Source organism: Delftia sp. BGA-UO-ETr-SB1, assembly GCF_059567865.1.
Genome location: NZ_JCAQOW010000004.1, coordinates 1,463,195 through 1,490,148 on the forward strand (window position 1 = coordinate 1,463,195; position 26,954 = coordinate 1,490,148).

Sequence of the window (26,954 nt, forward strand, 5' to 3'; positions counted from 1 at the left end):
CGCCAATGGCGCCATGGCTGTATTGCACAATCCAACCATGCTCTCGGCCACTGCCTCTTCCCTTGCCCCCGTACGCACCGCACCCACGCGCGAAACCTATTCCGAGTTGCAGCAGGCATACGAGCACTTCAACCAGCGCCTGTTCGACGATGCCCTGCCCCATTGCCTGATCACGCTGCAGCGCGAGAAACGCACCTGCGGCTATTTCTCTGCGGCGCGCTTTGCGTCGCTGGATGGCAGCACCACGGACGAGATTGCGCTCAACCCCGCCTACTTCGCGGCCGTGCCCATCATCGAGACGCTGCAGACCCTGGTGCATGAGATGACGCACCTGTGGCAGCACCACTTCGGCAAGCCGGGCCGCGCGCGGTATCACAACGAGGAATGGGCGGACAAGCTGGAATCGCTGGGCCTCATGCCCTCGTCCACGGGCCGGCCGGGCGGCCGGCGCACGGGCGACATGATGGCCGACTACGCCATGGCGGGCGGCCCCTTCCTCGCGGCCTGCGAGCAGTTGCTGACCACGCGCTTCCAACTGAGCTGGTACGACCGCTTCCCGGCCATCGAGCATGTGGTCACGGGCCAGTGGAGCATGGCCACGCAGATCCAGGGCATGCAGGGCACGCAGCCGCCCATGTCCTCCGTGCCCGCCCTGGCCGAAGCCGTGCGGCCCGTGGGCACCTCGGTGGCTGTGCCGGGCTCCACCACCGGCGAGACCACGGTGCAGCCCGTCAACAAGTCCCTGCGCGTCAAGTACCGCTGCGGCGGTTGCGCGGCGCCCGTCAATGTCTGGGGCAAGCCGGGGCTGAACCTGATCTGCGGCGATTGCGGCAAAGGCTTCACAGCCCAGGATTGATCAGCGGGCAGGAGTCTTGCGCGGCAGCTCCAGCACCGCCTCCAGCCCGCCCCCCTCCCGGTTGCCCAGCACAATGCGCCCGCCGTGCGCCTTGGCCACGGCATCGGCAATGGACAGGCCCAGGCCAAACCCGCCAGAGCCCGCGTTGCGCGAGGCCTCCATGCGGTAGAACGGCTCCAGCACCTGGGCCAGTTGCTCCTGGGCAATGCCCGGCCCCTGGTCCAGCACGTCGATGCGCAGCAAATCGTCGCTGTCGCTGATGCGCAGTTCGGCGTCGCGGCCATAGCGCAGCGCGTTCTCCAGCAGGTTCTGCAGGCAGCGGCGCAGGCTGTGGGGATAGCAATCGAGCGGGCGCAGGGCGCGGCCCGTGATGGGGATGTGCACTCCATGCGCCTCGCCCAGGTCCTGGGCCACGCCCTGCACCAGGGCGTTGATGTCCAGCGCCTGGTGCTCGCCGCGCGCGTCGGCGCCGGTGAGCATGTCCAGCGTGGCGGTGACCATGGCTTCCATCTCCTGCAGATCGCGGCGGAATTTGTCGCGCAGGGCTTCGGGCTCCAGCATTTCCGAGCGCAGGCGCAGCCGCGTGATGGGCGTGCGCAGGTCGTGCGAGACGGCTGCAAAGAAACGCGTGCGCTCGGCCACGCCATCGGCGATGCGCTGCTGCATGGCATTGAAGGCCTGGGCCGCCTGGCGCACCTCGCGCGGGCCGTCCAGCGGCAGGGGCGGGCTTTTGAGGTCCTTGCCCAGCGCGTCGGCGGCGCTGGCCATGCGTGCCAGCGGGCGCATGGCCAGGCGCACGGCCAGCAGAGCCACCACCACCACCACGACGATGCGCAGCAGATAGATGCGCAGCACGTAGTCGGCCAGCGCCCAGTAGGGCCTGACGGGGTAGCCGGCCTCGCCCTCCACGGCCTGTACCTGCAGCCACTGGCCGTTGCCCAGGCCCAGCAGCATGCGTACATGGGCTTCGGGCTCATGGGCGGTGAGCAGGGTTTCCGCGCCGCCGTGCAGCTCCAGCGCCAGCAGGTGGAACGGCACGGCCGCGCCCACGCGCCGCGCCAGCACATCGGCCAGCAGATCGCCGGCCATGGCGTCGGCCGCATCGGCGGGATCGGACGCCAGGTCCTCCATCAGGCGCCGCGCACGGGCCGCATCGATCAGGGTCAGCTGGTAGCCCTGCGTGCTCAGCGTGCCCACGGCGGCGGCCCGCGCCTCGGGCGGCAGGGAGGACAGCAGCAGCAGCGAATCGGCGGCGCGCGCGCCCAGCAGGCGCAGCGGCACCTCCAGCAGCTGGCTGCGCCGACTTTCCCACCAGATGGTGCCCGTCAGCGCCTGGGCCGCCAGCATGCCGGCCACAAGGATCAGGGCCACGCGCCCGGACAGCGTCTGCGGCCACAGGCGCCGCAGCAGCGCGCCGGCCTGCATCCAAGCCATCACGATGCCTGCGGCACCACGTCGCAGGTCAGCACGTAGCCGGCGTTGCGCACGGTGCGGATCAGGCTGGCCTGGCGCGCAGGGTCTTCCAGGTGCTGGCGCAGTCGGCTCACGCAGACGTCGATGGCGCGGTCCTGGGCCTGGCGCTCGCGGCCGAACACATGGTCGGCCAGGTAGTCGCGGCTCAGCGTGCGGTGCGGGTTGCTGGCCAGGGCGCAGAGCACGCGGTAGTCGGACTGGGCCAGCGGCACCAGCACGGCCTGGGGCGAGCGCAGCTCGCGCGCGCGCATGTCCAGCGTCCAGCCGGCAAAGCGCAGCACGGGCAGATGCTCCGGCTCGCTGGCCGGCGCCGGTGCCTGGGCCACGCGGCGCAGCACCACCTTGATGCGCGCCAGCAGCTCGCGCGGATCGAAGGGCTTGGGCAGGTAGTCGTCGGCCCCCATCTCCAGGCCCAGGATGCGGTCCAGCAAGGCGCCGCGCGCCGTGAGCATGACCACGGGGATGTGGGTGCGTTCGCGCAGGCTGCGGCACAGGGCCAGGCCGTCGGTGCCGGGCAGCATCAGGTCCAGCACGATGAGGTCGGCCGCATGCCGGCCCAGCCAGTCCCACATGGCCTGGCCGTCACCCACGGCGGCCGGGCGCATGCCCGAGGCGCGCAGGTAGTCGCACAGCAGCTCGCGGATGTCGGGATCGTCGTCCACCACCAGGATGCGCGGACCCTGGGCGGCCGGGGATGCGGCGGCCGGTGCGCTCATGGATTGCATTGGCGCACGGCGTTTTGTAATGGAATGTTGTGGCGGCGGCCTGTGCAATGGAGCATTGCATTTGCCCGGCGGCCGCTGGCCTGTCTGCGCTGTCGCGTCACTAGAGTCCTGCTCGTCAATAAGAACGATTTTCATTCTAGTGATTCGTCGCCATGTCTTCTCAGCACTCCAGCAGTTTCCCTCCGGCCCTGTCCACCAGCCTTGCGCTGACGCTGGGCGCCTTCTCCACCCTGGCCGTGGCCCAGACTGCGGCCGCTCCGGCATCGCCCCTGGGCACGGTCGAAGTCCGCTCCACGCGTGAGGCGCCGGCCTACCAGCCCGCCGCCGTGCAGTCGCCCAAGCTCACCCAGCCGCTGCGCGACACGCCGCAAAGCATCAGCGTGGTGCCGGCCGAGCTGATCCGCGAGCAAAACGCCCAGAGCCTGCAGGAGGTGCTGCAGAACGTGCCCGGCATCACCTTCACCTCGGGCGAGGGCAACCTGGGCTGGGGAGATTTCTTCACCATCCGGGGCTTCTCGGCCGAGCAGGCCATCACCATCGACGGCGTGCGCGACGGCGGCATGGCCAGCCGCACCGACACCTTCAACCTGGAGCAGGCCGAGGTCTACAAGGGCACGGGCTCGGTGGAGTCGGGCGTGTCCGCCGTGGGCGGCAGCGTCAACCTGGTCAGCAAGGAAGCCAGGCGCGACACGTTCTACAACAGCTCGGTGGGCGTGGGCAGCGATGGCTACCGCCGCGCCACGGCCGACCTGAACCGCAGCGTGGGCGAGACCGGCGCCGTGCGCCTGAACGTCATGAAGCACCAGAACGACGTGGCCGGCCGCAACGGGGCGGACTACGACCGCTACGGCGTGGCAGCCTCGTTCGCCCACGGCCTGGGCACTTCCACGCGCACCGTGGTCAACGTCTTCCACCAGGTGGACGACAACACGCCCGATGGCGGCCTGCCCATTCAGCGCGGCACGGGCGGCCAGGTGATGCCGGGCGTGCCGCGCAATGCCTGGTACGGCGCCTCCAACCTCTACACCCAGCAGTCGCGCACGGATATGGTGACGGCCCGCGTGGAGCATGACCTCTCGCCCACGACCACGGTGCGCAACCAGTTCCGCTACGAGCGCTCGGACAACTGGAGCGTGCTGGCGCCCGCGCGCTTCAACAACGGCAGCAGCAAGAACTCGCTGGGCTATGTGGGCCTGGGCGGGCTGGTGACGGCGCCGGGCGGCATCCTGTCCTATGGCGATTACGGCCTGGTGGACACCACGGGCGCCAATGCCTCGCTGCGCCTGGCCTCGGTGCCAGTGTCCAAGCGCTACACCATCGCCAACAACCAGACCGATGTGCGCACCAGTTTCGAGACGGCAGGTTTCAAGCACAACCTCACGGCAGGGCTGGAGCTGTACCGCGAGACCTATGGCGACCGCGAGCGCAGCATGGACCTGCCCACCGGGACGCTGGGCTTCGACATGGCCAACCCGGCCACCATCTTCCCGGGCACGCCCACGGTGGTGGGCGCGGGCAGCGCGCGCGCCACGGTGCAGAACGCGGGCGTGTATGTGAACGACACCATCACCTTCTCGCCGCGCTGGCAGGCCCAGACGGCGCTGCGCTACGACCGCTGGCAGGCGAACAACGGCGGCGCCAGCCGCACGGACGGCGCGCTCAGCGGCCGCCTGGGCCTGGTCTACAAGCCGGCCAGCGAGGGCTCCATCTATGTCTCCTACAGCCGCGCGGCCCAGCCCTCGGCCATGGGCGTGACCACGAACAACGGCGTCTACGGCACGGCCGCCCAGCTGGCCTATGCGCCGGCCCTGTCGCGCACCTGGGAGGCAGGCAGCAAGTGGGACGTGCTGGGCGGGCGCCTGTCGCTGACCGGCGCCGTGTTCCGCACCGAGCTGAGTGAATCGTGGGAGTACAGCCCCGACAGCATCTCGCCCGTGCGCGCCCTGCCCGCCAAGCGGGTGCAGGGTTTCGAGCTGGGCGCCCAGGGCGAGATCACGTCGCGCTGGGCGGTGTACGCCGGCCTGTCCCACTTGAAGAGCCGCCTCACCAAGGGCGCGAACGAAGGTGCCGAGGCCAGGAACGTGCCCGACTGGAGCGGCAGCGTCTGGACGTCCTTCCTGGTCACGCCCGTCGTCACCCTGAGCTGGGGCGCGCAGTACGTGGGCGAGCGCCGATACACGGACAACGTCATGGTGGGCGGCCAGAACAATACGTCGAGCACCGTCAACGGCCCCAACGGCGTGCACCCCATCTATGTGGCCGACCACGAAAAAGCGCCCAGCTACTTCGTGCAGAACCTGGCGCTGAGCTGGCGCATCAACCGCCAGCTCACGGCCCGCTTCAACATCAACAACCTCACCAACCGCTTCTACTGGAGCCGCATCGGCGCCTCGCTGGACGGCTTTCAGCTCTACGGCGTGCCGGGCGCGGGCCGCACCTACACGGCGGGCCTGGACATGTCCTTCTGAGCCGGGGCCATACCATGACATCCACCAAACGTCTCTCCACACGCCGTGCTCTGCTGGCGCTGGCCGCAGCCTGCGCCGCCGCCCTGCTGTCCGCCTCCGCGCTTGCGGCCTCGCCTGCCGGCACCGCTGCCAATGCACCGGCCGCCACCGTGGTCGACATCGTCGGCCGCACGGTCGAAATCCCCGCCAAGGTGGAGCGCATCCTGCTGGGCGAGGGCCGCTTCCTCTATGCCCTGGCCCTGATCGAGGGTGATCGGCCGCTGGCCCGCATCGCCGGGTGGCAGGGCGAGCTGCCCTTCGCCGACCCCAACGGCTATGCCGACTACCGGCGCCGCTTCCCGGCCATAGACCGCATCCCGGTCATCGGCCGCACCTCGGAAGACAGCGTCAGCGCCGAGCAATCGGTCTCCACCCGGCCCGACATCGCCATCTTCGGCCTGGGCGGACATGGTCCGGGGCGCCAGAGCGGCCTGGTCAACGATCTCAAGAAGGCCGGCGTGCCCGTGGTCTTCATCGACTTTCGCGCCCAGCCCGTGCGCAACACCCTGGCCAGCATGCGCATCCTGGGCAAGGCGGTGCACCGCGAGAAACAGGCCGAGGCCTATGCGCGCTTCTACGAGCAGCACCTGCAGCAGGTGCGCCAGCGCGTGGAGGGCATTCCCACCAGCCAGCGCCCGCGCGTCTTCGCCGAGCTGCTGGCCGGCGTCTGGGACGGCTGCTGCCACACCGTGGGCAAGGGCAACATGGGCGAATTCATCGAGGCGGCCGGCGGCATCAACGTCGCGGCCGGCAAGGTGCCCGGCGCCATCGGCGACATGCACCAGGAAGCCCTGATCGCCGCCGACCCCGAGGTCTACATCGCCACCGGCAGCCGCCCGCAGAGCAACCGCCTCATGCTCAAGGCCGGCAGCGGCGTAGCGCCGGCCTACCTCTCGGCCAGCCTGCAGGCGCTGACCGCGCGCCCCGGTTTCGAGGTGCTGGGCGCCGTTCGCCAGGGCCGCGCCCACGGCCTGTGGCACAACTTCTACGACGCGCCCACCAACATCCTGGCCATCGAGGCCATGGCCAAGTGGTTCTACCCAGAGCGCTTTGGCGACATCGACCCCCAGGCCACACTGGACGAGATCAACCGCCGCTTCCTGCCCGCCCTGCCCATGCACGGCGCCTTCTGGGGCGATGCACCTGCCAAGGCAGCGGCCAGCGGAGCCGCGCGATGAACATGGCCGCCGACCTGCCCGTGGAGCTCGCCAGCCCGGCCGCCAATGCAGCACCGCTGGCCAGGGGCTACCGGCGCCTGACCGCCCTGCGCGTGCTGGTGCTGGCCCTGCTGGCTGCGGCCATCGTGGGCGCGCTGCTGCTGGACTTCACCACCGGACCCTCCGGGCTGGCGCTGGACCAGCTGATCGCCACCCTGGGCCATGCCGACCAGGCGCCGCCTGCGCTGCGCGTCATCGTCTGGGACATTCGCCTGCCCTACGCCTTGATGGCCGTGGCCGTGGGCCTGTCCCTGGGCCTGGCCGGCGCCGAGATGCAGACCGTGCTGGCCAACCCGCTGGCCAGCCCGTTCACGCTGGGCCTGTCCTCGGCCGCCGCCTTCGGCGCGGCCCTGGCCATCGTGCTGGACTGGAGCCTGCCCGGCGTGCCCACGGCCTGGGCCGTGCCTGCCAACGCCTTCCTGTTCGCCATGGCCTCGGCCCTGCTGCTGGACCTGGTGGCGCGCTGGGGCGGCATGAGCGCATCGGGCGTGGTGCTGTTCGGCATTGCCCTGGTGTTCAGCTTCAACGCCCTGGTCTCGCTGCTGCAGTTCGTGGCCACGGCCGAGGCGCTGCAGGGCCTGGTCTTCTGGACCATGGGCAGCCTCTCGCGCGCCACCTGGCCCAAGGTGGCCGGTCTGGCCGCCGCGCTGGCACTGGTGCTGCCGTTCTCGCTGCTCAACGCCTGGCGCCTCACCGCCTTGCGCCTGGGCGAGGACCGTGCCGCCAGCTTTGGCGTGGACGTGCGCCGACTGCGCCTGGGTGCCCTGCTGCGCATCAGCCTGCTGGCCGCGCTGTCCGTGGCCTTTGTGGGCAGCATCGGCTTCATCGGCCTGGTGGCACCGCACATCGCGCGCCGCATGGTGGGAGATGACCACCGCTTCTACCTGCCCGCCGCCGCCCTGGTCGGCGCGCTGTGCTGTCGCTGGCCTCGGTGGCGTCCAAGACGCTGATCCCGGGCGTGATCATCCCGGTGGGCATCGTCACCTCGCTGGTGGGCATTCCCTTCTTCCTGGCCATCGTGCTGCGCACGCGGGGGCGGACATGAGCACCACCCTGAACCCCTCCCTGAATACCCCGCACTTCGCACCCACCTATCTGCCACCTCTCACGCAAGATGGTCTGCAGATCGAGGGTCTCAGCGTCGCCTACGGGCGCCGACGCGTCATCGAATCGCTGGACATCGCCCCGCTGCGCGCCGGCACGCTCACCGTGGTACTGGGGCCCAACGGCAGCGGCAAGTCCACCCTGCTGCGTGCCCTGGCCGGCCTGGTGCGCGCCCAGGGCAGCATCACGCTGGAAGGCCAGGAACTGCAGCACGCCAGCCTGGCCGAGCGCGCGCGCCGCATCGTCTACCTGCCCCAGGCCCTGCCGGCCGCCGTGCACCTGCGCGTCATCGAATCACTGCTGGCCGCGCGCAAGGCCTCGCCACACGCCACGCGCCCGCAGCAGGCCGGCTCCCCGGATGCGGTCACCCAGGCCGCCGCCCTGCTTGAGCACCTGGGCATCGCCCACCTGGCCATGCGCCACTTGGATGAGCTGTCTGGCGGCCAGTCCCAGCTTGCAGGCCTGGCCCAGGCCCTGATCCGCGAACCGCGCGTGCTGCTGCTGGACGAACCCCTGTCTGCCCTGGACCTCAACCACCAGTTCCACGTCATGCAGCTGGTGCGCGAGCAAACGCGCCGCCACGGCATGACCACCCTCGTCGTACTGCACGACCTGGGCGCCGCCCTGCGCCACGCCGACCGCGTCATCGTGCTCAAGCAAGGCCAGCTGCTGGCCGACGGCCCGCCCGCCCAGGCCATCACCCCCGCCCTGCTGGCCCGCGTCTACGGCGTGCAGGCCCGGGTGGAGCCCTGCTCCCAGGGCCTGCCCCAGGTCATCGTGGACGGGCTGACGGCTGCGGCCTGAGCCCGGTCGCCGATTCCAGATCCATCCGCTTTTTTGGAGCTTCCGAATGCATACCCGCATCACCGCAGCCGCTGCCCTGCTGGCCGCCTTCTGCCTGAACGCCCAGGCCCAGCATGCCCAACCCACGCCCGCATCCAGCGTGGCCCATCCCGCCTGCGAAACCACCATTGAAGGCCAGCCCGGCAAACGCTTCAGCCTGGCCGAAATCCGCGTCAGCGCGCGCTGCGAGAACTTCACCGTCCACCTGGTCCACACCGGCAGGAAGCCCTGGCAGGAAGCCGGCCACAACTGGGTGCTGGCCCGCAGCGCCGACATCGACGCCGTGATCGCCTACGGCCTGCGCGCCGGCCCCGACCGTGCCTGGGTGGACCACGCTGACGCACGCGTCATCGCCGCCACGCAAATGCTGTCGGGCGGCGAGCATGCCACGGTCACCTTCCCCGTGGCGCGCCTGCAAAAGGGCGAGAGCTATACCTACTTCTGCTCGTATCCCTCGCATGCGCTGCCCATGCGGGGAAGGCTGGTACTGGAGGATTGAGGCCGCGTCACCACGCGGCAAAGGCCCAAAGGGCCTGCGCGTTCAATGCAGCAGCGTGGCCGCCAAGGTCACCTCGGGCACGCCTGCCAGCGCCTTGGACAGCGGGCACTGGGACTTGGCCTCCTGGGCGATTTTCTGGAACTGCGCATCGTCGATGCCGGGCACCTTGGCCTGCAGCGTGAGGGCAATGCGGTCGATCTTGAAACCCTCGCCATCCTTGGCAAGCCGGACCTTGGCCGTGGTGTCCAGCATCTCGGTGGCGATGCCCGCCTTCTCGCAGGCAAAGGCAAAGGCCATCGTGAAACACGCCGCATGTGCGGCGCCCACGATCTCCTCGGGATTCGTTCCCTTGCGGTCATCCCCGAAGCGGCTGCCGAACCCGTAGGGATGGTCCTTGAGCGCGCCGGTCTCCGTGCTGATGCGGCCTTGGCCGGTCTTGCCTGCACCTTCCCAATGGACGGAAGCGGTTTTCTCGGACATGTGTTTCTCCTGTGCGTTGGTTGGACAAGCCGCCATCACAGCACAGGCGCCACAGGGCAAGGCGTGGTCCCGGGGCGCGCCAGCCCCTGCGCGCACGTCCTACAGAGCCAGGCTTAAACACTCATCCAGCGATCTTTGTGATGGCAAAGCCGGCCTCCTCACCCCACAAACACCTGCCGCGTATCCGTTCGCCCCACGATCACCGCCGCCAGCACCGCCGCCGCCGCCGCAACCCCAAAATTCGCCAGATAGGCCGCCTGGGCCGAAGTCTCCAGCAAGGCCGCGAACAGCGATCCGCCAATGGCCAGGGTGGCCGCCACGGCAATGGCCTCGCACAGCTGCAGGGCCGAGCTGTTGGCGCCCTGCTCGCCGGGCGCGGACATGGACAGCGTGAGCACCGACAGGCTTGCCGAGAGCAGGCCCATGCCCAGCCCCGACACGATCCAGCCCACCACCGCCACCCACACGGGCACGGCCGGCCAGGCCACCGATGCCGTCAGCAGCACGCCCGCCAGCACGGCACTGGTTCCCACGCGCAGGAATCGGTGACGGCTCCACCCGTTGCGGCTGTGTCCCTGGTACCAGGAGGCGGAACACCAGCCCAGCGCACCCGCGCTCAGCACCAGACCCGCCATGGGCGCTGACAGCCCGTGCTCGCGCGCCAGCACCAGCGGCAGGAACGCCTCGGCCCCGAAGAATGCTGCAAACACCAGACCGCGCAAGGCGATCACGCTGGGCAGCCCGCGCCCGGCGCGCAGCGTGCCGGCCGGCAAGAGCTTCCAGGTGCAGACCAGCGACAAGGCCGCGGCCACCGCCACCGCCCCCAAGGCGCCCGCCGATTGCCTCTGCCCGCCCACATACAGAAGGCAGATGCCCGTGGCCGCGCCCAAGGCCCACAGCCCGCGCCGCACACCGCCCTGCATGCCCTGGCCATGGCCGCCCAGGCCCTGGAGCGCCGGGCGCAGCATCGCCCCGGCCGGCAAGGCCAGCAGGGGCACGCCCAGGAACACCCAGCGCCAGCCCAGGTGCTCCACCACCAGGCCGCTCAACGCCGGCCCCACCAGCGCGGGCACCACCCAGGCCGTGGCAAACGCCGCAAAAATGCGCCGCCGCAGTGCCTCGGGATACCGCCGGCCCACCAGCACATACAGCGCCACCGACATGCCACCGGCCCCCAGCCCCTGAACCAGCCGCCCCGCCAGGAACACCGGCATGGAAGGCGCAAAGCCCGCCAGCAGCAACCCCGCCACAAAACACGCCATGCCAGACCACAGCGGCGCCGCCGGCCCGCGCGCGTCGCACCAGCCGCCGGCCACCGTCATGCCCACCACGCTGGTGGCCAGGGTCACGCCAAAGGCAACCGCATACAGCGGCACCCCATCGAGCGCGCGGGCCACCGCCGGCATGGCGGTGGCCACGGCCAGGGCCTCAAAGGCAATCAAGGCCACCAGCGAGACGATGCCGATCGTCGTCAGGCGGTAGGGGGAGGACAGGATGGACCAGCTCTCGGCGGTCGTCGGCCGGACCTGATCGTCCAGCGTGAGGGAATCTTGATGGGGCATGGATGCTTCTTGGTTGCAGGGGTCTGCGCCGGCCATGGCGCAGTGCCATGGCGACGAGAAGCCTGGAGCATGCAACCTCAAGTGCGGTTGAGATCAAGGGGGTCCTGCCCCCAAATACCTCTTACCGCTCGATCACGCGCCAATACTGGCCAGAGGAGCGGCTGGTGGCCGGCAGCATGACGGCAATGCCATTGTCATTGGCCGTATCCAGCACGACGGCATCCGACAGGAAGCGGTTGTAGAGATGGAACTGGCCCGGCAGTTCACTGGGGGCACAACGCCATTGCTGGCCGCTGAAGCGTGGCGAGTCTCCCGCCGACGCCGTCATCTTCAGCTCAAGATGCGATTTCCCGGCCACGCTGGTGACATCGAGCGCCATGGTGCCCGGTCCGAACGCCGCATTCTGGACCAGCCAGTAGCCCTTGCCGGTGCGCAGGAACCTCCATCTGTCGGCGCCCACAATCATGGCCGGGACGGAGATCTGAAATGGCGCGACGTTGAACAGCCCGGGAGGCGACACAAGCCCCGTGCCCTGCAGCAGCGCTACCGCATTGCGCCTTTCACTCCAATACAGGTTCTGCAGCCCGACCCATTGGCGGTCCTTGAGCATGGGGCATTGGTCGTACAGGTAGTCACCCGTCTCGTAGCGCCGAAAATCCGCATCGCTGAGCCGCTGGGCCGAGAGTGCGTGCGCCTCGGCGGAGATCCGTGCCAGTTCCCGCATGGCGGCCGTCATGGCGATCAAGGGCGTGGATGAACCACGCACCGGCCTCACCGGCAAGATGCGGCGTGCATTTGCCAGGTCGGAGGCCACGGCCCGCCAGCGCAACGCCAGGGTGCTGAATTCCGTTGCCATCGCCTGCGGCGCGGGCCCAAGGCGGACCACCGCGTTTGCCGGTGGCGGCTGCCTGGCATGGTGCGCGGCGGCCACGCGAAGCAGCGAGGCATGACTTTCCAGCTGCGCCACGACGGGTGCAGCCGCCGCAATGGCCGCATCCATCTCCGTCTCGACGGCTGCGACACCCGCATTCCATCGGGCCTCGTCCAGCGGCGCGTCGGGGGCCAGCGAAACGGCATCCAGCTGGTCGCACAGCTGCTGCAAACGCCCGACGGCCTGCCCCAGCTTTTGCACCGTGTCGGCCAGCCCGTCGATACGGGCACGCAGCGTGCCCCAAGCGGCCGATGCCGCCTTCAGCGCAGGGAACGACGGCATGCTCTCCAGGCTCCTTACCAGCGTCATGCGGCCGCTGGCATCGTCCAGATCAAGCCCGGTCAGGAACGAGAACTCGGCGATATCGGTCCATACCTGCCTTGCGACTGGCTCACGCGCGGGCTCGGCTTCGACGCGGCAGCTCGCTGCCATGGCGCCACCGCAGCACAGCGCCGTGGCAGCGGCGGGCAGCCACAGAAGCCGGGTCATTTGGCAGCAGTGCCGGCCATCAACAGGCGCAGGGCCCGAGGCGCCGCCGGCATCTGTCGGGGCTCCAGCACTTCGATCAGCCACGTCGTGAACGGCGTCGGGCAGACATCTCCCAGATGCTGCGAGAACTCGATCTGGTCGCCGGCGTAGGTGAAGTTGATCTTCAGGGGCGAGCAGAAGAGCCTCTCGTCCCCGTTGCCCGTGCTGTCGTGAAAGTCGCTGCCGGTCACCATGTCGATATTGATGCGCTGGGCCGAGGCATCGGCAAACTCCAGCCAGGCCTGCACCGACGAAAGGCGGACGCGGCGGTAGCTGGCCAGTGCCGGATGGCTGGTGGCAATGGACAGGCTGATGGGCTGCCCATGCGCCAGCTGCTGCAGCAGCGCGGCGTCAGTGACCCGCAATTCCCGCCGCAAATCCCCTTTGGTCCTCGCATTGGCCGCCTGCGCGCTGGCGTGGTCTGCCAGCAGGGTGGCGTGTGCATCTGCCATGGCAGCGGCCGTGCCTGGCATCGACAGACGGTGGCCGGGCTGCTTGCCTGTCTCGTAGGCCTGTGCGGCGCGGACCCCGAAGCAGTCCACGAAGAAGCCGCGGCGCGCACTTTCTGCCCTGAGGGTGATTTCTCCCTGCAGCCGCGCGCTGTGCTCCAGCTCTGTCAGCGCCTGCTGCTCCAGCGCCTGCAGGCGCTTGCGCTTGCCGATCACCGCAACGTATTCCAGCTTGAGCGTGGCAAGCTCACGGGCAATGGCATTCTTGGATGCGCTTTGCTCTGCCAGCAGGCGGCCATAGACGGCCACCTTCTGCACCTGTGTCTTGAGGGTGTTGGCGGCGTTGCGCACGGCCGCCTCGGTGCCTTCCGTGGCAAGCACCAGATCCAGCCGGTTGACGGCATCGTTCTCCAGCACCGTCCAGGCGGCCTTGGCTTCATTGGCATCCGGCATGAGCGCAAGTGCACGCATGGTGTCGCCCAGCTCCCGGGAAATCCCCTCGACATCCAGCCCACCCAGCGGCCCACGGATCACCGGCAGCACCGCATTCAATGCGCCCTTGGCGGGATCCACCAGATTCTTGAGCGTGCTGGAGTTGTGCCTGGCCCATTGCAGCGGAATGGCAAACGACTGGCCCAGGGCCTTCAGCGCCTTGAGCGGGCCGTCTATGCTGCCGCCAAGCGTCTTGGCCTGCCCGTACAAATCCTTCAGGCCGAGCACGCCTTTCTGACCGGTCTCGGTCAACGCCTTCGGGTCGGGCGGCACGCCCACGCACAGGGCGGCCACGCTGCCCGCGACCGCAATGACGCCAAAGGCGATTTCCAGGCTCATCTTCACGGTGCGCACGATCTGGGCAACGTCGCTCGCCAGCTTCAGCCGCATGGCGGCAAGTTCTGCTTCAAGCTCCTCCTGGCGCACCGTGCGTGCGGCGCGGTCAAGGGCCTCGATCTGCTGAATCAACCGCTGCTCCAGCTCGGTGCAACGTGCCTCCAGCGTCTTGAGGTCCAAGGTATCCCGGTCGGCAAACGCCTGCGCGACGCTGCCCACGGCACCTGCCAGCTCGCCGCTGGCGCGCAGGCTGCGCAGGTGGGCCTCCATGGCCGCCATCACCTCCTGCCGGGCCTTGGCCAGCGACAGATAGCTGCCTGCGCTCAGATCAGGAATCGGCCTGGCCAGCCCGTCAACACCCATGACCGGCAGCAGACGGTGCAGCGAACCCGCCGCCTGGATCAACTCGCCAAACCCGGACTCGACCCCTGACCAGCGCGTGATCCAGCCCAGCGCCTCATGGCACAACGCCAGCTCGGCCGCGCTGTGGCCGGGCCTGCCCGCCATGCCGGCGCTCAGGGCAAACAGCGCGGCCAGCACCCTGTGCATCGGCTCGCCATGCTCCAGCAGGCCGGGCGGCACGGGGGTGTGCTTCACCACAGCCCGGTTGTCCTGCCACAGGAAATTGCTGAATTGTGGCCGCGCCACCGTGTCCCAGGCCCCCTCCAGCGCATAAGGGGTGTCGCGCGTGGGGCCGCCGTACAGCGTGAACCGGCCCTCCACGGCTTCCACGAAAATGCGCACCCTGCTGAGCTCGTTGTCCTCGTCATGCAGCATCCGCAGCACCGTCGTGCCTTCGGAAACAATGCGACGGGCAATCACCGTCAGCCGCCGCACCGCACCGTCAAGCCGCCTGTCGAACCCCTCGGGCACCACCACGGTATCGGCATGGATGTCCAGCGCCTGCAGGCCGGCCGCGTCGGCCTCGTCCAGCAACACCTTCAGGTCCACCACCAGATCGGCCACGATGCCGAAGGGATTGAAACTGCCGTCCGGCGCGCGGCCACCGCTGCAGACCAGCGGCCCTGGCGGCACCAGGCCCTCGGCTCTGTAGCGATCGATCAGGGTTCGCAATTCAATGGGAGTCATCGCGGCAGTGAGCGCGGGAGTCATTGCTGAAGTCATGGCGGGTGGTTCCAGGTAAGGCACTGCACCTGTGCAGCGGTGGGACAAAGGCCGGAGCAGATCGCTCAGGCTGCCTTCTTGCTGGCAAGCTCCACCAGTTGGTCCACGCTCTGCGCCTTTTTCGGCGTGCCGCCAAAGCGGCGGAAATGGTCTGCCTGTCCGGCGACACGCGCCCAGCCCTTCTTGGCCGTGCCCAGCACCACCGTCAGGCTGAACCAGTTTTCCCCTTGCAGGGACTTGCGGCCGGTGGTGCTCAAGACCTTGTGTATGTTGCCCAGATCGGCAGAAATCGCACGCCATGCCTCGCCCAGCGTCTTGAGCTTGGGACCCAGGTCTTCAATGCTCTTGCTGATGCTGTCAAAGCGATCATTGCTTCGGTTGTAGTAGCCGATGAATCGCTCGTTCGTAGCCATCGTGGCCTGGATGGTTCTCACCTCATCCACCTTCTCGGCAATCTTCCTGCGCGTGACCGCAAGGTCCGCACCCACACCGATATCCACCCCCGCCAGAATCAGCGGCCCGAAAAGCGGAATCGCCAGATAGGCCGGAGAGGTGGACAGCACGATGACTTCATCCTTTTCCTTGCGGCGCAGGGCCTTCAAGTCGTTCTCCAGCTTCTCCACGGCGGCCTTCAGCTTCTGGTTGGCAGCACCCTCGGCGCCCAGCGTGGTCGTGAACTTCTGCTTTTGTCCATTGAATGCGGTCTTGCAGGCATTCAGGCGCACCAGTATTCCGTTGCCGTTGTCAAGAATGGAGTTCTGCAGCGCGAAGGCACGCACCGAGCGCGCATTGGCGTCTTCAATCAACTGCTCCAGCGCGCTGCTGAAATTGCGCTTGATCTGCTCCGAACGCCCGCTGGGCGTATCGCTTTCCCAAACCTTGACCAGGGCCTTCCATTTCGCTTCCACCGCCGGCTCCGCCGATGGGGTGGGCGCCCCCTCCAGATCGAAACGGTCCACCAGCTCGATCAACCGCTCATAGGTGGTTGCCGCCACATCGTTGTACTGAACGATATCGTCGGCAAGGGTCAGCATCTTGTCCTGCACATCGGCCTTGAACTTCTGGCCGACACCCTTGAGCGTGACGAACAGCTCCACCGCTTCGGAAAACTCCGGCCGAAACGCATCCTGCTTCTGCATGCCCAGCATGGCGCGCATCAGCTCCGTGGTGGTCGGGTTGTCGGTGACTGCAGACTCGAAGAACGTCGTCAGCCCGATCCAGTCCTCTGAACTGAGAACGGAGATTCCCTTGTAGATATCGGCAGACGGAGTGAAGGCATTCGTTGAATTTGCAGCGTCGGACATGGCGAAGGCTCCTGATGGTGAAAGGCCGGATCCGGCCTCGAATCGTCGTGCAAACAAGCGGCGGCGTTGAAAAAATGACCGCACCGCAGTCATCGCCCGCCCTCCTTTTGCGCTCCAGTCGACCGGATGCTAGGTAGCCGCCATGGCCCTGTATGTCCCCCAAACAAGTGACACAAATTCATACAGCACTGGGGATAAGGACAGCAGCCGGACAGCTCTCTCACGCTCCAAGGAGCCTGTCCCCTGCGTGACCCATGGCAATGAGCACGATCAGTCCATTGCCTCAAACGACGAGATAGGGAATTTCGTAGACCAGGCATACACCACCCGCTATGCAATCAATAGCGCATTGCACACATTCATCGCCAACCAGAAGACACCATCAGTGTCAATTTCTCTTGATTTCACCGCACCCATTGGCACAGGAATTCGCCTCACCCATAAATGTTGCAAAATGTTCGGCAATTTGAACGATGGAGGAGCGGGAGTGGCAAGAAAACGAAAGACCAGCACGGCAGAAGACCTCATGGACCTGGTCGCCATGCTGCCCTGGTGGGCCGGCATTGCATTGGCACTCGCCAGCTACATGGTGCTGCACTCCATTGCCATCCGTCCCCTGCCTGCAGCGCAAAACCCGCAGCAAATAGGCCAATTGGCCACAACAGCCATCTGGCAGGGCCTGGCTACCGGTGGCCAATACATCCTTCCCCTCATCTGCCTGGCCGGCGCGGCCATTTCCGCCGTGCGCAAGCGCCGCCGCAGCAAGTTGTTCGAAACCACCTCGGCCAGTTCCAGCGCGGATGCGCTGCAGAACATGTCATGGCGAGAGTTTGAAACGCTTGTGGGTGAGGGATTTCGGCGGCGCGGCTTCAGCGTCAAGGAAACCGGTGGCGGCGGGCCCGATGGTGGCGTGGACCTGGTCCTCTCGAAGAATGGCGAAAAGACACTGGTGCAATGCAAGCAGTGGAAAGCCTTCAAAGTGGGCGTTTCCACGGTGCGCGAGCTTTATGGCGTCATGGCGGCTGATGGGGCCGCTGCCGGCTTTGTGGTGACCTCTGGCCGGTTCACTCAGGAAGCTGTGGCGTTTGCTGCAGGGAGGAATATCCACCTCATGGACGGCGCCGCGCTCATGAAATTGCTGAAGGAGGCAAAGGCCCAGACAGAAGCGACTTCAGCAACCAAGGCCCGGACTTCTGCACCTTTGGCGAACACTGTGCCTGTGGCCGAGCCCGAAAAGACGGAGCCTGCTTTTGACGCAGTGCAACCGGCTGCCGCCCCAATACCCGGCTGTCCTCAATGCGGGAAAGCCATGGTTCAGCGGGTTGCGAAGCGCGGGCCTGCTGCGGGAAAGGCGTTTTGGGGATGCTCGGCGTTTGGTGCGGGGTGTCGAGGGACTCGGGAGATGGTTGGGGTTGGAGATGGGAATTGATTTTGTAGATGGCCTGCTTTCGACCCAGAGCCGCCACACAACTCGAAGCCTCCAAGCTGCCACTACACCAGGCGGCCACCACCCGCCGCTCGCTAGCAAACATGGCTGGGCCTTCGATTTTTAGCTGCCCATGTCTCGTGGATGCCGCAGGCCATGCCATTTCACGAACACGCACATCCCCTGCAAGTAGGCCTGCTCGGTGTGCAGGCTATAGAATTTGTAACGAATTCGCTTACGGCTTGGTCCCGCAACCGTGTGGCGTGCAACACAGGAGGAGAAGGCTGATTTTATGGTTGAATTTGGCACTGCATTTTTATACAGCACACCTGCATTCAAATAGCGGCTACAAGCCCCTTTCCGCGGTTTTTGTGCCAATTTAGACCTATGGCCTGAGGATTAATGCGGCCTGCATTACGTTAGGCCGCAGATGAAGGCGATGCGCTCGCGATAAGCTACAACAGAGCCACAAGATGGTGAACGGATTTCTTAGACGGTACTAAAGCAGGACTGGGAGAATGACTGAAGATCAACAAAAGGAAGCGATCTCAAAGGAGTTCCTTCGAGTACTAGCCAACGCACATGGTTTCAAGGTTATTGAGCCACCGCAGGACCATGGTGTGGACATGATCGTCTGTCCAGTAACGGTCCGTCAAGAACCGAGCGGGCGCCTTCGCTATCTTGACTCACAATACAAACTTGATTTTCAGCTGAAAGCCACTACACCCAAAGGCATTATCGAAGATGAACATCAAGTTAAATATGACTTGGAGGTCAAGAACTATAATGATCTAATCGAGCGACGTGGCGACCCACTTCCTCTGCATTTGCTGGTTGTTATTTTATTTTCCACACCTCCCAACTGCATCGACATCGACCATCAAAAGCTGAGCGTTCTGGGACACGCTTACTGGTACCTGCCGGGAGAAAACGAACAACCGAGTGAAAATCAGGATCAAATTCGCATCACTATCCCGAAAGCCAATCGAGTCAGTGCACATTTCGTTAAAGAACGATTTGAAGATTTGGGGATTGAAATATGAAACGCCAATCCACCGACTCAGTTGAGCTAGCTGATCGAATCAAGTCCTTTATGTTGGAGGCTGGCTGGACTCAGACTCGGCAAGCGCGCGGACTCAATTTTTTTAGTCCCCCTGAGAGCCTTGGTATAAAAGGCAAGTACACCATTGCATTGCCTGAGGATGCTGAACGCCAAAGCGTCAGCAGCCTAATTCATGACGCAGCCGACTCACTGGTTCAAATATATGGTTACGGTAAAATTGGGGATCTTCTAAATCGAGCAGCCTCCTTAAGCGATATGGACCGCTCTACGCGGATAATTTCGAGGTTCCTCGATGACTCAACGAAAAGTGGTGCAATCCCGCTTGCGTCACTGGCCGCATACGCCAACAGCATGGAGCACACGCTGTACCGAGGTGCCATGTACAAACTCGGTGATGATTCCGTCGCCAATGAAATGGCTGCGCGACAATTCGCGAAAGACTGCCTTTTTCTTCAAACTTCGGTTGGTAGCTTTATTGCAAAAGTTGAAATACCGCCCACCGTGCTGCGTCAAGCAGACCTTTTTGGAGAGCCAAGCTTAGACTCAACTGAAGTTTCTTCATCTTTATTTTCGGCTCTTCAGTTCATTAATGAGACAATTCTGGGCACAGACATACCATTCGATGACGAAACGACGCTATCTAATGCCATTTCACTTTTTGATGTCGAGCTGCTATCAGCAGTGTCTGATGTTATCGTTGCCCCGGAATTGAATTCAATTGAATTCACGTTTGAACTCGGCAATCGGGTTCGCATGACGTCTACCGGCTGGCTCTCAGCGGAAAAGAAGAATCGGCTCAAATCGTTTGTCACCTTCATTAAAGAAAAACTCAGAGGCGAGAACAACATTGATATATCAGGCTCCATCATTGAACTTCGGTCTCGCGACCCTGAAGGCGATAGAAATCACATTAAAATTGCTGCGGACTTCTATGGCGACAGGACTTTCTTTACGGCCACACTGAACAACGCACAATATAAAATTGCGGTGGATGCGCACAAAAATAAACGCACAGTCCGGATGGCTGGCCGAGGAACTCGACTTCGCACACAGGTCCGAATTATTAATGTTGACTTTTTCGAGTAGTCATGCGCAAACGAAGGTGCCCCCGCCTAACTGATCGTTCAACGCGGACACCGACGCAGGCCACGCCTTCAGTCGGTCGCCATCATTCCGATGAATGAAAGACCGTTTGTAGTTGATTTCTTCTGGATTCTTAGCGGCAATGATCATGGCTGTGCCGTTCCGAGTGAATCGGATGGTATGAAGGAATTGCTGGAGCGGCTGCAACAATTCGGGGTCCAATAATGAGTCAGCCGTCAAGGCAGGGGGCAATTCGAGCAAAGCTAAGTTCGTATGGAGGATCCGAGAGAATGCGCTCTAACCCATCCTTGCAACGGACCACCTTCGGCGCTCACTGAAATCAAACGTTGAATGTCTGCTTCTTGATTCCGTCAGCGACGGCTCATGGCCGAGAGCAGTCCTCAAGAGACTGACGGTCCACATGCTCCAAACCCCGCTAGCAGCCCCAAACCACTTAGAAAGGCCACGCAAATCATGCGTGGCCTCCCAGTGCAGCACCCCAGTCAATCTGTCCCCCGCACCACCCCGCGCTCACTAACTCCCCCCATCACCCCCTCAAGCACCTCTTCCTGCGCCTGAATAAACGCAAGCAATTGCCCAGGAGTCACCGGCTCCAATGCATGCCCCGGATAAGCACCAATTATCAAACTGGAAATCAAGCCCAACTGATCCTGCACGCGCCGCAGGCTGTTGTACTCCGGCTCGGAAAGTTGAAAGTACAGCATGACAACTCCTCAATGAGCACGCTTGGCGGCTGACACAAAGGAATGCCCATGCGCTAGAAGCACGGGGTCATGCAAAGGATTGAGAGATGGTTCGGGCATTGATACGCCCGCAAAGAAAGCAGCCATGAGGCCTCCTGTGAGTACGTCCAACTGCTTTCGGGAGTGTGGCGGGGTCCGCCTGTGAAGGTGTGTTCAGCACCTGGGCGAGATGATACAGCGCTCTGGCGCAGCGCCCGCATCCTGGCTGTTGTTCGCCCGCCGCCGCTCAGCCAAGCAAGGCGCCGCACTCAAAGACCCCAGCGCCCTCGGAACACAAGGAAGGCCCCCACGCAAACGCATAGCCAGACGCCCACCACCAGGGCGACTCCGGCACGGCTTCGGGGTTTGCGGCCCTGGGCCTGCATCCAGGCCTCGGCCTGCTGGCGGCTGTCGGCCAGCACGGCCGGGGGAAGCAGCCGCACGGTGAGCCAGATCAGCGCGGGCAGCAGCAGGACGTCATCTACATAGCCCAGCACGGGGATGAAGTCAGGGATCAGGTCGATGGGGCTCAGGGCGTAGGCGACCACGAAGGCACCCAGGGCCTTGGCGTACCAAGGCGTCATCGGGCTCTTGCAGGCAAACCACAGGGTGACGCCATCGCGCTTGATGCGTCGTGCCCAGGCCTTCAATCTTTCACTGGCTGTCATGGATGTGCGAGGTTGTGAACGGGCTGGATGATGGCGGCTGGCGGTTGGGGCTGTGCTGCCAGGCCCGCGCAGCACTCGATGATATGGAACGCCAGCCGCGCTGCGCGCGGTTTCCTTGTACCGGGTCTTCATGTCCGTATCGCCACGGCGCCGTGCCTGTGGCCGCAAAGGCCCGCAGCACGGCGGTGCCGGCTGGCCCGCGCCCACTGGGGCAAATGGCTGTATTGACTGGCAAAGCCTTGTCACCGCTCTCTTCCCCATTCCAAATCCATATCGACTGCACTCAAGGCATGCATCTCGTATATGCATCTAGGAATAATCTGAAAATAATCAGCCACAAGCCTTTCTGCTTGACTTCCAGATACCCAAGAAATCAAATAGCCGGACTCCCACAACGGAATTCCCAGGCCATTGATTGACATTGGCCTTGGGAATGATTGTGAACGCGTAATTCCCACACTCATACCTTGATCGGACCTGATTTGCCGCAGGCCTGATGGGAGGCCTGCGTTTGTGATTTTTCTGGCATTTGGCAAACCACCATTTCCTTATTCATTCCATTAACCATTCGCTTGCAGGCCATGGCAACATCCACAGATCTCACCCGCCCGTATATCAGCTATGAAAAGGCCTTCAACAGGCAGATCACCCGCGCCATGGACAGCCAGCAGGTGGACGTGGTGGTACTCACGCCGCAAGAGTTCCTAGGCGTCCTGCAAGACAGGTCGCGCAATGACCCGCGCCTGGCGGCCAGCCTGCGCGCCATCCTGGCCCAAAGCGCCCTGGGCCGGTATTGGACGCAGACGGCCAGCCCCAATGCCGGCAAACCCTGGACCATCCCCGCCTCCATGCTGGCCAATGACGCGTACCTGTTCACCAGAACGCTGATTGCATTGCGCCTTGCCGGTGCGCGCACCTATGTCAAGGCGACTCCCAAGGGCACCTATATCATCATCACGGGCCGAGCCGGGTTTCGCGGCAATCTGCTGCAGGGCACGCGCTTTCTCACCACCAATCCCCGCATGGTCCAGATGGGCCTGGGCATGCGCGGCCTTCAGGGCGTTGCCAGAGGGGGCTTCATCTTGAGTTTGGTCGTGGGCATCGGCGTGGAGACATTGGACTTCATCTTCAACGACGAGAAGACCATGCATGACCTGGTGGGAGGGATTGGAGTGGAGGCGGTCAAGGCAGGGTTGGCGACGAAGGTTGGTGCAAGTATAGGTATGGCGGTGATAGCCTCAGGTCTAACAACAATTGCCATTATTCCTTTATTCGCCATGGCTGTGAGTGTACTTATTACAAGTGCGATTTTGAATGAAGCAGATAAGTCATGGCAAATAAAAAATAACGTAATAGATGTACTAAAGACAATAACAGATAGTACGACCCCAGGGATATATCGCGTAAGAACCGACAACATCACACCCAAAGAACTCAATAACAGTGAAGAATTAACAAGAAATGATGACTTCCCTTCGCGACAGTCTAGCAATAGGCTATCCCCTATTAATAAATAATTAATCCAATTTAAAATGCAGGCAACAAACACAACCCAAATCAGAAAATCTCTAATATGGAGTATCCCATCATTTTTACTTATTTTGGCCCTATCAATTTGGAGCATCAAATACTCTTTTCTCAACACCATAATTGACTTGAAGAATTCTTCTCCGTCAGTAAGAATTACACCACTTCATCTGGCAATTGTATATTTCCCAGTAATTGCAGTCACAGGAATTATTGCCATGATACAAAAATCAATCCCCTGCAAAGAGCGTACTTTAAAAATAGCAGAGCGTATCTTTGCGCTCTCTGTATTCACAGGGACTGGCGTTGTACTTCTTTGTTTCTTTGTCATCACCCCTCTGCAATACTATGCCATGCCAAAACTTGGATATACGCGGTGCAACATTCTGAAAGATCATCCCACCATATATTTCACTGACTGGGTCAAAAATCCCGATTGGTGTGTGCGTGGCAAAAGCCGGGAATGGGTCAATGAGCAAGCTCGCCTGCCCAATGATTCAGACCATGGATCTCGGTGAAATGTCGTACAAGGCGTATCCACCTGAGTGGTGGTATGACAAAGGGAATCAGAGATAGCGCCATCAACCTGAGAGAGTTAAGCAACAGAAGTAAAAGAAGAAAAACAAAGACAAACGCTCGGTACAGTTCAGCAATCTGCTGGTACCTATTAATCGAAAATATGGATATTTAAGTGGAAGAAAATAATCTGACCGAGTTCAGAAAATCTTTAATCCATGGCATTCCTTCCCTTCTATTGGTTTCAGCACTATCAATATGGAGTACAAAATACTCATTTCTAAACACAATAATTGATCTAAAAAATTCCGCTCCATCCGTAAGAATTACACCATCCAGTTTGCTTGTGGCGTATTTCCCAATAATGTCAATCACAGGAATTATTTTTCTTGTACAAAAATCAATTCCTTGCAAATCAAGTATTCTGAAAATCTCAGAGCGCATTTTCACGATTACCACAATCACGGGAGTAGTGATCATGATTACTTGTCTTCTTGTAATAACTCCTTTGCAATACTATGCCATGCCAAAATTAGGCTATACACGCTGCAATATTTTGAAAGACCACCTCACTATTTATTTTACAGACTGGGTAAAGAATCCCGCCTGGTGCGTGCGTAGCAAAAGCCGGGAATGGGTTAATGAGCAATCCCGTCTGTACAAATAATTCAGCTCATCGAGCTTTATGAAATGGCATTCAAGGTGTTTTCATTTTAAAGCTGATTGACGTGGTGCCTGTGGGAAACCAGTGCCACCGTCATTACCTCGATTAATTAGGCGACACCCATGCAAGAATAAATAAAAAAATCGAATCTTTGGATGCAACCAGACAATCTGGCACTCCCTATCCGCCGGAGAGATTGATGGATATCGAAATGGAAACAAACAACCTAGCCGATGTCAGAAAATCATTGATATATGGAATTCCATCAATTATATTTGTTTTGTTTTTCTCAATTTGGAATACAGAACATTCATTTCTAAAAACAATCGCCGATTTAAGGAATTCAGCGCCCTCGGTAAGAATCACACCTGGTGATTTGGTCGGGGTATATTTCCCGATAATGGGATTTACGATACTCGTATCAGTGATACAAAAAGCAATCCCCTGCAAAGCACGCACTCTAATGATCTCAGAACGCATTCTTGCGATCTCTGTAATCACAGGGGGAGGAATTATGATCTTCTGCCTTCTTGTTGTTACACCTCTTCAGTACTACGCCATGCCCAGATTAGGATATACACGCTGCAATATATTAGAAGGCCACCCAAATATTTATTATTCAGATTGGGTGAAAAATCCTGACTGGTGCGTGCGTGGCAAAAGCCGGGAATGGGTCAAAGAGCAAGCCCGTCTTGCCCAATGACCAGATGATTTTTTCCGGGTAGGTAAAGAGGGTGGAATGGCCTACCGGCCCAGGAACAGGCGGGTGGCGCGCAGGCCCAGGGGCGTCCAGTGCAGGCCCGGTGACATGGCCTGTACCAGCAACTCATGCTGGGCCGCTGGATCGAGCGTGGGGTAGCGCTGCTCGAAGAGCATCAGGTCGGTGTCCAGCTCCTGCGCGCTGCGGCCCGGGTCCGGCCGCGCACCACGGGATGTGCGCAGGCGCTCGGCCACGCGAAAGCTCATGCGCCGCGCCGGTTCGCCGGGCTCGGCCACGGATTCGAAGGAGGCGCCATCCGCACTGGCCGGCCCCCGCAGCCAGTCATGAATGACTTGCAGCTCATAGGGAGAGAAAACACCGAACATCTCTGCCCGCTCGCCCTGCAGCAGCTGCCAGAAGCGGCTTTCCTCAGCAGGCCGGTTGCGTTGTATCCAGCGTGCCTGCTCCAGCGCGGCCAGGAAGGCAGGCATGTCCTGCGGACGGGACAGCCAGTCATTGACGCTGCGGCCAGCCACCTTGCAGAAGTCCGAGTGCGCGCCATGCCCGGAAGGCGATTTGCGCGCCAGGATGCGCACCACCTCAGCTTCGATGTCGAAGGACCTGATCACGTCCAGCGTGCTGGTGCCCGTGTCTGCCAGCCGGGCGCCTGCGCGTACGCGGCGCCAGTATTCGCCGCCATCGTCAATACGCGGCGCGTTCTCCCAGGCGGCAATGCAGGCGCGCCGGGCATGGCCGGTGTCGGCGTTGTCCACGGTGACATGCAGCGTGAAGTAGTAGGGGTCTATTCCCAGTTCATTGAGTTCGTAGGCGGTGATGAGCAGGTGCAGCGGCAATTGCTCATAGCCCAGGTTGAATCCCACGATCTCGGGCAGGAACTGCTGCGCATTCCAGCCCAGCGCCAGCTGTACCAGCCCCTGCCGGTACAGCTCGTCGGGCAGGTCCTCCACGGGATCAAGGCCATACCTGGCCAGCAGTTCCCGGTAGAGCTTGACGTGGTTCTTGTCGGCCATGCCGTCGCCCAGTTCTTCCACATAGGTGGTGACCAGGTCCGACATGCGTGAGTTGCCCGCATACGCGCACAGGCCGTAGAGCCAGGAACCGTCCACCAGCTTGGTAGGCGCCACATTGCGCAGGAAGTACAGCGCATGGGCGCGGTTGCCGAAGTAGCGGCGTGCCGCACCCGCCTTGCGCTCTGCCAGGTAGGCCTGGTACTGGGCGTGCACTTTTTCGACATTGGCACGCATCCAGTCGGTCAGGTGCTCCGGGTTGTCCGGCAGGCCATCGGCATCGGCAGAGGTCTCGGCAATCACGCCGTGCAGGAAGTCCGCAGCAGCCTGGCGCTCCTGTTCGGTGGGCAGATGGTTGGCCAGGCGCTCGTAGAGCGGCACATGCAGGAAAGAAGGCTCAAGCGTGCCTGCGCCAGCGGCCGGTTCGATACGTGGGGGGTCCAGCAGTTCTGTGTTCATGGTGGGGCTTTGGTCCGTAACGCCTTCAGGATGCGGTGTGGCCCTCGGTACAGCCATCGGGCCAACGCCTTCCTGTGCGTCGTAATACGCCTACCCTTGGCGCAGGCGCCCGGGCCGGACCGCCGTCGCCCTGGCGCCCGCGCTCATGGCAGGGGAACAGGATCCGGCCCGGCCTTGCCGGCGAGCATTGGCTGGTACGGGGCGCCGGCCTGCTGGCCCTGCTTCGTGCTCTTGGCCAATCCCTCGAATGTCTCCACAAGGTTGCGAAGGCAGGAGCCTGCCTGCTCAACCGACCAGTGCCTGAGCGTGTAGAGCCAGATTTCCTCCAGATCGGCTTCGGCCAGCGGCGACAGTCGGTAGGGCTTATCCATGCTTTGCGTGCATGCGGCTCAAAAACGCTTCGCTGTCAAACGGGCGCGGCTCGCCGGACTGACGGCCAGCGTTCAGAGCCTCTTGCAATGACTTCACCCTGATTTCGTGCTCTTCCAGCAGCCGCAACCCGGCTCTGACCACATCACTGGCGGAGCCATAGCGCCCGCCTTGGACTTGGGCATCAATGAATTCCGTGAAGTGCGGCCCCAGGGCCACGGATGTGTTTCGGCTCATGGCGTTCTCCAGATGACGTACCGATATATCCAAATATTGG

General features: G+C 62.9%; 24 protein-coding genes and 1 pseudogene. 12 read left to right on the plus strand and 13 right to left on the minus strand.

Translation table 11 applies throughout. The features are described from left to right. The first annotated feature begins 37 nt into the window (after positions 1–37). Positions 38–856, plus strand: a complete 819-nt coding sequence (locus AC57B5_RS07185; protein ID WP_496399131.1) for a SprT-like domain-containing protein — start codon at positions 38–40, stop codon at positions 854–856. Here AC57B5_RS07185 and AC57B5_RS07190 read toward each other — a convergent pair whose 3' ends face one another. Both AC57B5_RS07190 and AC57B5_RS07195 read right to left on the minus strand, forming a co-directional pair. Continuing rightward, entirely contained in the window at positions 857–2,290 is a 1,434-nt protein-coding gene (locus tag AC57B5_RS07190; protein ID WP_496399132.1) for an ATP-binding protein, read from the minus strand. Further along, positions 2,290–3,054 carry a response regulator gene (locus AC57B5_RS07195; RefSeq protein ID WP_013802320.1) on the minus strand — a complete coding sequence of 255 codons (765 nt, stop codon included), beginning with the start codon at positions 3,052–3,054 and terminating at the stop codon, positions 2,290–2,292. Before AC57B5_RS07195 ends, AC57B5_RS07190 begins: the two co-directional genes overlap by 1 nt. Positions 3,055–3,206: 152 nt before the next feature. Here AC57B5_RS07195 and AC57B5_RS07200 point away from each other — a divergent pair, with 152 nt between their 5' ends. The 5 genes and pseudogenes from AC57B5_RS07200 (at position 3,207) to azu (ending at position 9,224) form a co-directional block, all read left to right on the plus strand. Further along, positions 3,207–5,522, plus strand: coding sequence for a TonB-dependent receptor (locus AC57B5_RS07200; RefSeq protein ID WP_496399133.1), 2,316 nt, complete (start codon positions 3,207–3,209; stop codon positions 5,520–5,522). Positions 5,523–5,536: 14 nt separating this feature from the next. After that, entirely contained in the window at positions 5,537–6,739 is a 1,203-nt protein-coding gene (locus tag AC57B5_RS07205) for an ABC transporter substrate-binding protein (RefSeq protein WP_496399134.1), read from the plus strand. Then, positions 6,736–7,823: pseudogene (locus tag AC57B5_RS07210) on the plus strand (FecCD family ABC transporter permease). Before AC57B5_RS07205 ends, AC57B5_RS07210 begins: the two are co-directional and overlap by 4 nt. Continuing rightward, a complete protein-coding gene (locus tag AC57B5_RS07215; RefSeq protein ID WP_496399135.1) occupies positions 7,820–8,686 on the plus strand; it encodes an ABC transporter ATP-binding protein in 867 nt (288 codons plus the stop codon). The pseudogene AC57B5_RS07210 and the gene AC57B5_RS07215 overlap by 4 nt, the downstream one beginning before the upstream one ends. A 46-nt stretch (positions 8,687–8,732) precedes the next feature. Further along, positions 8,733–9,224 (plus strand): azurin, encoded by a 492-nt coding sequence (gene azu / locus AC57B5_RS07220; protein ID WP_099751793.1) that lies wholly within the window; start codon positions 8,733–8,735, stop codon positions 9,222–9,224. A 42-nt stretch (positions 9,225–9,266) separates the two neighbouring features. Here the strand turns inward: azu and AC57B5_RS07225 are convergent, their stop codons facing one another. The 5 genes from AC57B5_RS07225 to AC57B5_RS07245 all read right to left on the minus strand — a co-directional run bounded on the left by AC57B5_RS07225 (position 9,267) and on the right by AC57B5_RS07245 (position 16,524). After that, positions 9,267–9,704, minus strand: a complete 438-nt coding sequence (locus tag AC57B5_RS07225) for an OsmC family protein (protein ID WP_034393960.1) — start codon at positions 9,702–9,704, stop codon at positions 9,267–9,269. A gap of 158 nt (positions 9,705–9,862) precedes the next feature. Beyond that, complete coding sequence (locus AC57B5_RS07230) at positions 9,863–11,266, minus strand: MFS transporter (protein ID WP_496399136.1); 1,404 nt, start codon at positions 11,264–11,266, stop codon at positions 9,863–9,865. A gap of 121 nt (positions 11,267–11,387) precedes the next feature. Then, positions 11,388–12,686 carry a hypothetical protein gene (locus tag AC57B5_RS07235; RefSeq protein ID WP_496399137.1) on the minus strand — a complete coding sequence of 433 codons (1,299 nt, stop codon included), beginning with the start codon at positions 12,684–12,686 and terminating at the stop codon, positions 11,388–11,390. Further along, on the minus strand, positions 12,683–15,127 hold the full coding sequence (locus AC57B5_RS07240) for a hypothetical protein (RefSeq protein WP_496399138.1): 2,445 nt from the start codon (positions 15,125–15,127) through the stop codon (positions 12,683–12,685). Before AC57B5_RS07240 ends, AC57B5_RS07235 begins: the two co-directional genes overlap by 4 nt. 65 nt (positions 15,128–15,192) lie before the next feature. Next, positions 15,193–16,524, minus strand: coding sequence for an alpha-xenorhabdolysin family binary toxin subunit A (locus AC57B5_RS07245; protein ID WP_496399139.1), 1,332 nt, complete (start codon positions 16,522–16,524; stop codon positions 15,193–15,195). A 394-nt stretch (positions 16,525–16,918) separates the two neighbouring features. Here AC57B5_RS07245 and AC57B5_RS07250 point away from each other — a divergent pair, with 394 nt between their 5' ends. The 3 genes from AC57B5_RS07250 (at position 16,919) to AC57B5_RS07260 (ending at position 20,006) form a co-directional block, all read left to right on the plus strand. After that, on the plus strand, positions 16,919–17,860 hold the full coding sequence (locus AC57B5_RS07250; RefSeq protein ID WP_496399442.1) for a restriction endonuclease: 942 nt from the start codon (positions 16,919–16,921) through the stop codon (positions 17,858–17,860). Between the two features lie 515 nt (positions 17,861–18,375). After that, positions 18,376–18,900: a DUF4365 domain-containing protein gene (locus AC57B5_RS07255; RefSeq protein WP_082848126.1), complete on the plus strand. Its 525-nt coding sequence runs from the start codon at positions 18,376–18,378 to the stop codon at positions 18,898–18,900. After that, positions 18,897–20,006: a hypothetical protein gene (locus tag AC57B5_RS07260; RefSeq protein ID WP_156516947.1), complete on the plus strand. Its 1,110-nt coding sequence runs from the start codon at positions 18,897–18,899 to the stop codon at positions 20,004–20,006. Before AC57B5_RS07255 ends, AC57B5_RS07260 begins: the two co-directional genes overlap by 4 nt. A gap of 500 nt (positions 20,007–20,506) precedes the next feature. On the opposite strand, the gene AC57B5_RS07265 is transcribed toward AC57B5_RS07260, so the two are convergent. Further along, entirely contained in the window at positions 20,507–20,728 is a 222-nt protein-coding gene (locus AC57B5_RS07265; protein ID WP_454723303.1) for a hypothetical protein, read from the minus strand. 287 nt (positions 20,729–21,015) lie between these two features. Next, positions 21,016–21,414: a YkvA family protein gene (locus AC57B5_RS07270; protein ID WP_496399140.1), complete on the minus strand. Its 399-nt coding sequence runs from the start codon at positions 21,412–21,414 to the stop codon at positions 21,016–21,018. A gap of 581 nt (positions 21,415–21,995) precedes the next feature. Here AC57B5_RS07270 and AC57B5_RS07275 point away from each other — a divergent pair. Then, positions 21,996–22,931, plus strand: a complete 936-nt coding sequence (locus AC57B5_RS07275) for a hypothetical protein (RefSeq protein WP_496399141.1) — start codon at positions 21,996–21,998, stop codon at positions 22,929–22,931. A 138-nt stretch (positions 22,932–23,069) separates the two neighbouring features. Then, positions 23,070–23,459 carry a hypothetical protein gene (locus tag AC57B5_RS07280; RefSeq protein WP_496399142.1) on the plus strand — a complete coding sequence of 130 codons (390 nt, stop codon included), beginning with the start codon at positions 23,070–23,072 and terminating at the stop codon, positions 23,457–23,459. Between the two features lie 169 nt (positions 23,460–23,628). On the opposite strand, the gene AC57B5_RS07285 is transcribed toward AC57B5_RS07280, so the two are convergent. Then, positions 23,629–23,937: a hypothetical protein gene (locus tag AC57B5_RS07285; RefSeq protein WP_156897985.1), complete on the minus strand. Its 309-nt coding sequence runs from the start codon at positions 23,935–23,937 to the stop codon at positions 23,629–23,631. Between the two features lie 383 nt (positions 23,938–24,320). Here AC57B5_RS07285 and AC57B5_RS07290 point away from each other — a divergent pair, with 383 nt between their 5' ends. Then, positions 24,321–24,824 carry a hypothetical protein gene (locus tag AC57B5_RS07290; protein WP_496399143.1) on the plus strand — a complete coding sequence of 168 codons (504 nt, stop codon included), beginning with the start codon at positions 24,321–24,323 and terminating at the stop codon, positions 24,822–24,824. A 41-nt stretch (positions 24,825–24,865) separates the two neighbouring features. Here AC57B5_RS07290 and AC57B5_RS07295 read toward each other — a convergent pair whose 3' ends face one another. The 3 genes from AC57B5_RS07295 to AC57B5_RS07305 all read right to left on the minus strand — a co-directional run bounded on the left by AC57B5_RS07295 (position 24,866) and on the right by AC57B5_RS07305 (position 26,914). Next, on the minus strand, positions 24,866–26,308 hold the full coding sequence (locus AC57B5_RS07295; RefSeq protein WP_496399144.1) for an iron-containing redox enzyme family protein: 1,443 nt from the start codon (positions 26,306–26,308) through the stop codon (positions 24,866–24,868). A gap of 143 nt (positions 26,309–26,451) precedes the next feature. Beyond that, on the minus strand, positions 26,452–26,679 hold the full coding sequence (locus AC57B5_RS07300; RefSeq protein ID WP_496399145.1) for a type II toxin-antitoxin system RelE/ParE family toxin: 228 nt from the start codon (positions 26,677–26,679) through the stop codon (positions 26,452–26,454). Beyond that, a complete protein-coding gene (locus AC57B5_RS07305; protein ID WP_496399146.1) occupies positions 26,672–26,914 on the minus strand; it encodes a type II toxin-antitoxin system ParD family antitoxin in 243 nt (80 codons plus the stop codon). The genes AC57B5_RS07300 and AC57B5_RS07305 overlap by 8 nt, the downstream gene beginning before the upstream one ends. Between the last annotated feature and the right edge of the window lie 40 nt (positions 26,915–26,954).

Coding starts and splice junctions, on each gene's coding strand:
- AC57B5_RS07185 (WP_496399131.1), top strand. CDS start 38: ATGCTCTCGGCCACTGCCTCTTCCCTTGCCCCCGTACGCACCGCACCC.
- AC57B5_RS07190 (WP_496399132.1), bottom strand. CDS start 2,290: ATGGCTTGGATGCAGGCCGGCGCGCTGCTGCGGCGCCTGTGGCCGCAG.
- AC57B5_RS07195 (WP_013802320.1), bottom strand. CDS start 3,054: ATGCAATCCATGAGCGCACCGGCCGCCGCATCCCCGGCCGCCCAGGGT.
- AC57B5_RS07200 (WP_496399133.1), top strand. CDS start 3,207: ATGTCTTCTCAGCACTCCAGCAGTTTCCCTCCGGCCCTGTCCACCAGC.
- AC57B5_RS07205 (WP_496399134.1), top strand. CDS start 5,537: ATGACATCCACCAAACGTCTCTCCACACGCCGTGCTCTGCTGGCGCTG.
- AC57B5_RS07215 (WP_496399135.1), top strand. CDS start 7,820: ATGAGCACCACCCTGAACCCCTCCCTGAATACCCCGCACTTCGCACCC.
- azu (WP_099751793.1), top strand. CDS start 8,733: ATGCATACCCGCATCACCGCAGCCGCTGCCCTGCTGGCCGCCTTCTGC.
- AC57B5_RS07225 (WP_034393960.1), bottom strand. CDS start 9,704: ATGTCCGAGAAAACCGCTTCCGTCCATTGGGAAGGTGCAGGCAAGACC.
- AC57B5_RS07230 (WP_496399136.1), bottom strand. CDS start 11,266: ATGCCCCATCAAGATTCCCTCACGCTGGACGATCAGGTCCGGCCGACG.
- AC57B5_RS07235 (WP_496399137.1), bottom strand. CDS start 12,686: ATGACCCGGCTTCTGTGGCTGCCCGCCGCTGCCACGGCGCTGTGCTGC.
- AC57B5_RS07240 (WP_496399138.1), bottom strand. CDS start 15,127: ATGACTTCAGCAATGACTCCCGCGCTCACTGCCGCGATGACTCCCATT.
- AC57B5_RS07245 (WP_496399139.1), bottom strand. CDS start 16,524: ATGACTGCGGTGCGGTCATTTTTTCAACGCCGCCGCTTGTTTGCACGA.
- AC57B5_RS07255 (WP_082848126.1), top strand. CDS start 18,376: ATGACTGAAGATCAACAAAAGGAAGCGATCTCAAAGGAGTTCCTTCGA.
- AC57B5_RS07260 (WP_156516947.1), top strand. CDS start 18,897: ATGAAACGCCAATCCACCGACTCAGTTGAGCTAGCTGATCGAATCAAG.
- AC57B5_RS07265 (WP_454723303.1), bottom strand. CDS start 20,728: ATGCTGTACTTTCAACTTTCCGAGCCGGAGTACAACAGCCTGCGGCGC.
- AC57B5_RS07270 (WP_496399140.1), bottom strand. CDS start 21,414: ATGACAGCCAGTGAAAGATTGAAGGCCTGGGCACGACGCATCAAGCGC.
- AC57B5_RS07275 (WP_496399141.1), top strand. CDS start 21,996: ATGGCAACATCCACAGATCTCACCCGCCCGTATATCAGCTATGAAAAG.
- AC57B5_RS07285 (WP_156897985.1), bottom strand. CDS start 23,937: ATGATCACTACTCCCGTGATTGTGGTAATCGTGAAAATGCGCTCTGAG.
- AC57B5_RS07290 (WP_496399143.1), top strand. CDS start 24,321: ATGGATATCGAAATGGAAACAAACAACCTAGCCGATGTCAGAAAATCA.
- AC57B5_RS07295 (WP_496399144.1), bottom strand. CDS start 26,308: ATGAACACAGAACTGCTGGACCCCCCACGTATCGAACCGGCCGCTGGC.
- AC57B5_RS07300 (WP_496399145.1), bottom strand. CDS start 26,679: ATGGATAAGCCCTACCGACTGTCGCCGCTGGCCGAAGCCGATCTGGAG.
- AC57B5_RS07305 (WP_496399146.1), bottom strand. CDS start 26,914: ATGAGCCGAAACACATCCGTGGCCCTGGGGCCGCACTTCACGGAATTC.